2 protein-coding genes are annotated in these 4,245 nt (G+C 42.9%); both read right to left on the bottom strand.

Annotation, left to right across the window (positions count from 1 at the left end; genetic code table 11):
• Positions 1-98: 98 nt before the first annotated feature.
• Positions 99-1,547 carry a DUF1501 domain-containing protein gene (locus H7254_RS11185; RefSeq protein WP_301923221.1) on the bottom strand — a complete coding sequence of 483 codons (1,449 nt, stop codon included), beginning with the start codon at positions 1,545-1,547 and terminating at the stop codon, positions 99-101.
• A 2-nt stretch (positions 1,548-1,549) separates the two neighbouring features.
• Positions 1,550-3,871, bottom strand: coding sequence for a PSD1 and planctomycete cytochrome C domain-containing protein (locus tag H7254_RS11180; RefSeq protein WP_301933045.1), 2,322 nt, complete (start codon positions 3,869-3,871; stop codon positions 1,550-1,552).
• Positions 3,872-4,245: the final 374 nt, after the last annotated feature.

Genomic DNA, 4,245 nt, shown 5'->3' with positions numbered 1-4,245 from the left:
CATTCAACCAAGACAATTTCGCCAGGGTAACTCTGCCAGGAAAATTCAATTACCAATTAAATGTATTGTCGTTGCTTATTCCGCTTCATGAGAAGTGACTAAGCAATAATTCCCTTCACTACCTGTCCAGCCACATCTGTCAGCCTGTATCTTCTGCCGAGATGTTTAAAGGTGAGTTTCTCATGATCTATGCCCATTAAATGCAAAACGGTTGCATGAAAGTCGTTTACATGAACCGGATTTTGTGTGATATTATAGCCAAACTCATCCGTTTCACCATACACACCCGGCTTTACACCACCACCAGCCATCCAGATGGTAAAGCATCTTGGGTGATGATCGCGGCCATAATTGGTTTTCTCCAGCTTGCCCTGGCAATAATTGGTTCTGCCAAACTCTCCCCCCCATATAACAAGCGTTTCATCAAGTAGTCCCCGTTGTTTTAAATCGGTGATCAGTGCCGCAGAAGACTGATCGGTATCCATACACTGGCCCTTAATTTCGGTGGGTAAGCTGCCATGACTATCCCAGCCCTGGTGATACAGTTGAACAAAACGAACGCCATTCTCCGATAATTTTCTTGCCAGCAAACAGTTGGCAGCATATGTGCCGGGTATCAGGCAATCAGGACCATATAATTTTACAATATCTTCCGGCTCTTTGCTCAGGTCGGTAATTTCTGGTACAGCCGTTTGCATCCGGTAGGCCATTTCGTATTGCTGCACTTTTGCATTAATCTCCGGATCGCCCGATTCCTGGAAAGTTTGCGCATTCAGTTCCTCCAGTTTATCAAGCATCTTACGACGATCAGATTTATTAATACCCTCCGGATTATTGAGGTATAACACCGGGTTATCGCCGCTGCTAAACTGCACGCCCTGGTGAATGGAATCTAAAAATCCGTTGCTCCATAATTTTGAATAAACACCCTGCCCGTTGCCCTTTCCTTTGGATAACAATACACAAAAAGCAGGAAGGTTTTTATTTTCACTGCCGAGACCATAACTAAGCCAGGAACCCATACTGGGGCGGTTGCCCACCTGCGCACCTGTTTGAAAAAATGTAAGTGCAGGGTCGTGATTGATGGCTTCTGTATGCATACTTTTAATAAAGCATAAATCGTCTACTACTTTAGAAGTGTATGGCAACAATTCGCTGATCCATGCTTTGGCCTCTCCGTACTGATTGAACTTGAAAGCCGTACCTGCCAAAGGAAATTTTTTCTGATCGGCTGTCATTCCGGTAAGGCGTTGTCCCATCCGGATAGATGCCGGTAAATCCTGGCCAAACATATCTATCAGCTTAGGTTTGTAATCAAACAAATCCAGTTGCGACGGTGCCCCGTTTTGAAAAAGATAGATGATTCTTTTGGCCTTGGGTGCAAACTGTGGCAGCCCGGCAAGCAACATTTCTTCATCGCTTTTTGCCCCAAATAAATCCGGTATCAGCAGCGAGCCCAATGCCACACTTCCAAGGCCAAGGCTTAGTTTAGAAAGGAACTTACGACGGTTAATGCCCAGCCCATGTTCCAGAATTTGTTTTTGCATACTTAAGTTTTTATAATAGCCTCCTCCATATTGTACATCATACTGATCGTCTTCATCAATGCAGCAGTGGTATTTGCATCCACTTTTTTATCTCCCGGGTATTCGCCAACGTTTAAAGTTTCAGTAGCATCCAATTGCTTTTGCTGAAATTGTTTTAACTGATCGTCAAAATAAGATTTCAGGATATTGATTTCTTTTGTATTGGCAGACCGGCAAATAATACGATGAAAAGCTTTTTTAATTTTTTCATCAGTGGCAGTTTTTTCTTCCATCAGTGCTTCCGCAAACACCCGCGATGCTTCCAATACCGTTGGATCATTCATCATCATCAATGCCTGTAAGGGTGTGTTGGTTTGCGTGCGCTTTACTTCACACTGATCCCTGTTACTGGCATCAAATAATATCATACTTGGTGGCGGCACAGTTAACTTTATAAAGGTGTACATCCCCCGCCTGTAAAGCGCTTCGCCCTTATCCTGTTTATAAGTAGCAAGTTCTCCCCTGCCTGAGCTTGCCATTTCCCAAAGACCCTTTGTTTGGTATGGTTTAACGCTTGGGCCGCCGATTGTATTTACCAGCAAACCACTGCTGGCTAAAATAATATCTCTTACAAATTCTGCTTTTACCTTCATGCGTGGTGCCCTTGTAAGCCAAATATTTTCAGGATCTTTTTTATAATTTTCGTCTTTTACTTTACCCGATTGTCGGTAGGTTGCAGATGTAACAATCTGTTTCATCAGCCGCTTCACGTTCCAGCCATGCTCCATAAAATCTACCGCTAACCAGTCGATTAATTCAGGATGCGTAGGCAACTCGCCCTGCATACCAAAATCGCCCGAAGTTTTTACCAGTCCCCTGCCGAAAATTTCCTGCCAGATGTGGTTTACAAAAACCCTGGCTGTTAGTGGATTATTATTGTTCACCGTCCACGCAGCAAGGCCCAGCCTGTTGCGTGGTAAAGTAGTAGTATCAAAAGGCATCACAGCCTTTATTGTTGAGGGCAATACTTCTGTAGTGGGCTGATCATACACACCCCGGTTAAGGACAAATGTTTTTCGCATGGTATCTCTTTCCCCCATTACAGACACCATCATGCTTCCTGTATCCCTTTTATTGATAAAGGTTAACATGCTTCTTGCTTCGGAATCGCTGATGGTAAGAATGGGATGCTTTGCGCCTTTCGACTGGCTTACGTCGCCTTCATACCCTACCTCTGTAGTATTATTAAAAAATGCGAACAATTGGTAATATTCTTTTTGAGAAATAGGATCGTATTTGTGATCGTGGCATTGGGCACACTCTGCCGTTAATCCTAAAATACCTTTGCTATAGGTTTTCGTTTTATCAAGTATATAACTGATGCGGTATTCTTCCGGCACCACGCCGCCTTCTTCCGTGTATTTATGGTTGCGAAAAAAAGCAGTGGCTAAAACCTGTTCCTTGGTGGCATTGGGAAGCATATCTCCCGCAATTTGCCAGGTAAGAAAAGTGTTGTAAGGAATGTTTTTATTAAAGGCATGAATCACCCAATCGCGCCATGCCCATTGTGTTCTCACATTATCATCCTGGTAACCATAGCTGTCTGCGTAGCGTGCTATATCCAGCCATTGCACGGCCATCTTTTCCCCGTAAGCAGGCCTGCTCAATAATGTATCCACGGCGGTTTCATAAGTGTTGACATTTTTATTGGCCATGAAATCATCCATCATTTTTTCTGTAGGAGGCAGACCGGTTAAATCAAGGGAAAGCCTCTTCAATAATCTTTCTTTATCCGTTTCTTCATTCATGGTAAGGCCAGCCTGTTCCTGTTTGGCAATTACAAAATAGTCAATCTCATTTTTTGCCAGACCCTTTTCTTTTATTACAGGCAAGGGTGCTTTTACCGGCTTTACAAATGCCCAGTGAGGTTCATACTTTGCTCCCTGGATAATCCATTTTTTAAACAATGCTATTTCATGAGCCGATAAAACCCCGAGGTGCGAGGAGGGTGTCGGCATCTGGTATCCAGTATCAACAGACGATATCCGTTTGTACAGTTCCGACTCTTCCGGTTTAAAGGGTACCAATGCAAATGCTCCTATAGTTTCTTTTAAAGGCGCAAAGGCAGAGTCAGGAATATCAAGTCTTAAACCGGCTTCTCTTTTATTTACATCAGGGCCATGGCATTTAAAACATTTGTCAGATAAAACAGGCCGTATGTGAAAATTGTAGCTCACTTTATCAGGCATGGCCATCGCAGTAGTGACACTGTTATTCATGCAGGCAAGCCAGCTGGTAACTGTTACCAGCAATAAAGCAACAACCAGAATCATTTTTGACTTCATATAATTTTTTTTAGTCTTCGCCCTGAAGGACGGAGCAATTCATAAAGCTCTGAACGGCCAGGCAATTCACAACAACTCAATCCGGCTTTCTCAAATTAACTTCACTATTTTAAAATTCATTACTGCACAACAAAGTAGTTACTTAGTGTATCCCCAACCTCCAATTTAGTTCTTTCCATTTTTACAATTGTATTCAAACGTTTGCGTTAATTTTTATTTTTCTTCTGATAGCACCTTATGTAATCGATGATAAATTGCTGTGGTAAAACGGCATCATCAATCGGGCCGGGCCATTCGGCGCCCATAGCCAGGTTGATCAATAAATAGTATGGCTTTCTGAAGGGATTATTAATTCCTTTTCCTGCTGAGTCAAT

This window comes from Ferruginibacter sp. (assembly GCF_014377975.1).
GTDB lineage: Bacteria > Bacteroidota > Bacteroidia > Chitinophagales > Chitinophagaceae > Ferruginibacter.
This window is presented reverse-complemented; position numbering and strand designations above follow the sequence as displayed.

What these genes read in the sequence shown, in the direction of transcription:
- H7254_RS11180 (WP_301933045.1), bottom strand. Translation starts at nt 3,871, where the DNA reads ATGAAGTCAAAAATGATTCTGGTTGTTGCTTTATTGCTGGTAACAGTT.
- H7254_RS11185 (WP_301923221.1), bottom strand. Translation starts at nt 1,547, where the DNA reads ATGCAAAAACAAATTCTGGAACATGGGCTGGGCATTAACCGTCGTAAG.